At 58.2% G+C, this 4,181-nt stretch carries 3 protein-coding genes and 1 pseudogene; all 4 read right to left on the reverse strand.

From position 1 onward, the window contains the following. Positions 1 to 3 precede the first annotated feature (3 nt). Positions 4 to 686, reverse strand: a pseudogene (locus JHD07_RS34275) (Crp/Fnr family transcriptional regulator). 891 nt (positions 687 to 1,577) lie between these two features. Beyond that, positions 1,578 to 1,775, reverse strand: a complete 198-nt coding sequence (locus JHD07_RS34280; RefSeq protein WP_291630216.1) for a hypothetical protein — start codon at positions 1,773 to 1,775, stop codon at positions 1,578 to 1,580. A gap of 530 nt (positions 1,776 to 2,305) precedes the next feature. Beyond that, positions 2,306 to 2,458: a hypothetical protein gene (locus tag JHD07_RS39910; protein WP_366865689.1), complete on the reverse strand. Its 153-nt coding sequence runs from the start codon at positions 2,456 to 2,458 to the stop codon at positions 2,306 to 2,308. A 314-nt stretch (positions 2,459 to 2,772) separates the two neighbouring features. Further along, a partial coding sequence (locus JHD07_RS34290) for a radical SAM protein (RefSeq protein WP_291630219.1) occupies positions 2,773 to 4,181 on the reverse strand: 1,409 nt, incomplete at its 5' end.

The following is a 4,181-nucleotide window of genomic DNA, read 5'->3' on the forward strand; positions in this document are numbered from 1 at the left end:
CTGCTATAGATCGTCATCCCGCTCAATCTCGGGCTTTTCGTGCAAAACGGCATCCAGCAGTGAAATGTGAACTTCTATCTTCCCATTGTAGCTGATGAGTCCAAGTTTGCGGAATTTGTTCATGAAGAAGCTCACCCGGGATCGCGTCGTGCCGATCATCTCTGCCAATGTTTCCTGGCTGATGTCGATCAAAATAGGCCGAGTTGTGCCTTCCGTTCCGAAATGCGCGAGCAGAAGAAGAAGGCGTGCAAGTCGCTTCTCGCTTGAATTAAAAAGCTGGTCGATCAAATCCTCTTCGATGCGGCTGTTTCGCGTCAGGAGATAGGCCATGAACAGCTCGGAAAATTTCGGCTCGGACTGAACGGTGTGGATCATCGCTTCCTTGCTTATTGAAGTGATCACGCATTCCTCCACCGCGGTTGCGGTCGCGATCCGCAGTGGATGACCATTGAGGCACCCTTCGCCGAAGAACTGGCCCGGTTCCAGAATCCGACGACCGCTTCCTTTCCCCGCTCGGACACGACGGTGAGCTTGACGCGGCCTTTCTGAATGTAAAAAACCGCATCTGCCACGTCTCCTTGCGTGAAGACGTGCTGACTTTTCTCAAATTTCAGGATTGCCTTGCCTGCCCCTACCTTTGCGAGAAAGGCTTGGGGATCGAACGGCTTCTTGGTCGATTTCCCCAAAGGAGTCTCCTTTACCCCGATGAGCGCGTACTCATCGTTATAGTGGCTCAGCGCCGACATGTCACTTACGTCTTCGCTGCCAAGGGGGTGCCGAAAATCACGCCCCGATCTGCGGGCTCGATCACGACGCCGCGTTTGCTCGTCGAAATGGCACGAAGTCTTACGTCGGCGCTCGCAATTCACCCCGGAGCCATCCTGCAAGTTCGCCGGACTTCATCGGATCGAAAAGCTCGACCACGCGCTGATGAACGTGATCGCAAGCGGGGCACTTGAATGTTCGGATGTCAAAGCCCGAGGCACTGGAGGTAATCCGTGCCAGCATTGTAATTGCTCTCTTGCACTTTGGACATCGTGGCTCGTGAATCGTGATCATGTGCTTTGCCTTCATCAGGCGGGAGCGCTACAGAACTCTCAGTCACCGGTAGTTGCCGATAAGTGGACGGTGATAAGATGACCCTGCAACTGTCGCTAGTTCCGCGCTGTTCTGTTTTGCTCAGGCAAGAAATTCACTCACGACGTCTGACAGGGGACCAAAGACGGACAGAGGCCATCGTTCAACCACCGGAAACGTCCGGTGATGGTCAAAAGGCAAACAATTCAACCTGAGTTGCGGACCTCACCGCACTCCGCGACTCTGCTGATGGGCCAAGACGGCATGCGGTTCGTCTTTAAGAAAAAGAGGCCGCAGGCGGCCTCAGTTCGTTTTGCGACGCAGCTTCCAGATGATCTCGCGGAGGTCGCTCATATACTCGGAAATCACCCGCTGCGCTTCTCCACGCGGGAGGACGTAAGTTGCTTTACGTCGCTCTGCTGTTCGGACTTAGTCATGTTTCTAACGCTCCCAGAGTGGCTGCCGGGAGACGCAACGCAGGAGGCTGGCTGTTTCAACGTTTACCTCGGCGGCTGCAATCCGGGCGAATTTAGCCATTCGCTGATGTGAGCGCCGGTCTCTGCTTGCCGGGCTTTGCGGATCGCGCGTTCCCGCTCGATACCAGGTGGAAGCGATGTGGCTTCCTGACGGAGGCGTTGGGCTTGTTCGGCAAGGCGCTCTTCAAGGGACGTGGTTTGCTTGAAACGGCGTCGCTGCATAGCGCTGCTCCTTTGTAGAGTAGGCGGGATCGCTAGTGGCGTTCTCATCACCGATGAAGCCAAGGGCCGTGCGGTGATCATGGAAGTCTGGCAGGTCCGGTAACCGACATCTGGTCAATATTGACCACCAGCTAGAATACAGATTCGGGAACGTGGCCCACGGCAGGTCCGGTAAGAGTCAGAAGCGCCGGTTTGAACGGCGCCGCGTCGTTTCCGGTGTGCCACGATCAGCAGACCATATCTGAGCCAAACCGAGTCGTCGGCACCGAACCACAACCGGCAACTGACATTCGTGGCTACGCTCGACTAAGCAAGCGCGCCGCATGTGGAGGGACCAATGGACGAACGATCCAGCAGCGCAGGAGAGTACCGGTTCTTTCTCGAACTGTTCATCGTGCATCCAAGCGATGGGCCACAATAGGACGCGTCTTTGTCCACATCATCAATGACGACCGCTTCTCGGCTTTGCCGGATTTCGTGGCAGATGATTCTTTCTACCTTGAGTTCATCTCCGGGCTTCAAACCAAAAGCTAATTCATCTCGCGAAGCGCAGGTGATCCATCTGTCTCGGTCACCCGTGCAACGGCCGTAAATCCCATACCGGTAACCCGGCTGACGACGTCCAAAATGGTGGGAACAGCGGCGATCCCGCTGACTTTGGTAATATCGCTATCGTAATTCATCCGCCCCATCATTGTGTAGGCAAGCTATTATTGCGCAATACTTGGACCAAGCGGCCCGCAAGGCCATTATCCGTCAAGCGCAGGATCCCTTTGGACGGGTGCGCCCCTAGTGTCCGTTCCGGGTCATTAGCGGCGTCAGCGCAACCATGACGCCATGTCCGGTGTCTCAGAAAGCCGAGACGGCTGCGACTCGTCTCTGGTCAGCTCGGGGCACAGCCGAAGTATTGGTTTGGGCTGTTCCGCGCAACTGGACGCCGGTTGATCTGATCCGATGGATCGCGGCGTCTGAGAAATCAACCAACGAGAGTCGCCTCCTATCCCCCGGCTAACTTGGGTTTCTGTGCCTCCTCGATATGCCTCCGCTGATCGAGAAACGCCTGGCTGGACCGCGTCTTGTACAAATCCAGATTTGCGGTCTCGTCGGCCTGCAGCGTGATCGCCGCATCGACATAGGCGAGCCGGTTCGGATCCGACTTGACCTTGCGCGCCAGCCGGTGGAGGCGCAGCGCGAGCGAAGCCCATTGTACCGCCTTCACGGCGGTGTCGGCGGCATAGCGAGGATAGAACGACAAGGCCGGCTCGACCGGCAGATGCGGGCGGCGCTCATCGCGGCTCTTCAGCCGCAGCACACCCCCTTCGAGCGGATGGACGCGCTCGATGGGATGGTAGCCTTTGAAATAGAGCGCGTAGGTGCCGATCTTGCCGACATTGTTGCCTGTCGCCGCGGCACGCCGCATCAGCGTCTCGATGTGCTCCCAGCTGTAATAGGTGTTCCAGGCGAGCTCGACGGCGCGCTCCCAGTCCGCCCTGGACATGGCGGGGTGGTCCGTCGTGACGTGGTCCAGGTCGTATTTGTTGAGGTCCGCATCCATCGCGACGCCCTTCAGGTAGAGCGTCTTGTGGTCTTCCGAGCCCGGCAGCGGCGTCAGGAAGAAGAACTCCAGCATGTCGATCGGCAGCTCATGCTTGATGATCTCGATGTCGCGGACGATCGATTCCGGTGTGTCGTTGGGAAAGCCGACGATGTAGCCGCCGATGGTCATGATCCTGGCCCTCTTCCAGGCCAGCATCATCTCGCGATAGTCGGTGATCTTGTTCTGCCGCTTCTTGGCGCCGAGCAGACTGTCCGGGTTGATGTTTTCGAGGCCGATGAAGCATCGCCGGACGCCGGCCTTGGCGCATTTCTCGATGAAGTGAGGCAGCTTGTGGCAGAGCGTGTCGACCTGGATCGTAAAACGGAGGTCCCAGCCCTCCTGCTCGCGTAGCGCGATGATGCGGTCGAGCAAGATCTCCCAATCCTTGTTGCGCGCAAAATTGTCGTCGGTGAGAAAGAAGGCGAAGACGCCCTGGGCGACGTTGGCGCGGATCACGGCCTCGATGTCGTCGGCGCTGCGGCGCCGCGACTTGCGGCCCTGCACGTTAATGATGGTGCAGAACGAGCACTGGAACGGGCAGCCGCGCCCCGCATCGAAGCTCGTGGTGTGGCCGATGACCCGTCCGATCTGCTGGCGGGGAATGATCGGCAAAGGCTGGCTCTCCAGGTCCGGCAGATCGTCGATGTAGTTGTAGAGAGGCTGCAATCGCCCGGCGACCGCATCCTGCAACAGCTCATCGAGCCGTCCCTCGGCTTCGCCTGCGAAGACCGACACGCCGAGGTCCATCATCTCCTGAACGCCGGGATCGCGCTCCGGCAGCATCGAGAGGGTGCCGGACACATGGAAGC

It is taken from the genome of Bradyrhizobium sp. (genome assembly GCF_016462955.1).
Lineage (GTDB): Bacteria > Pseudomonadota > Alphaproteobacteria > Rhizobiales > Xanthobacteraceae > Bradyrhizobium.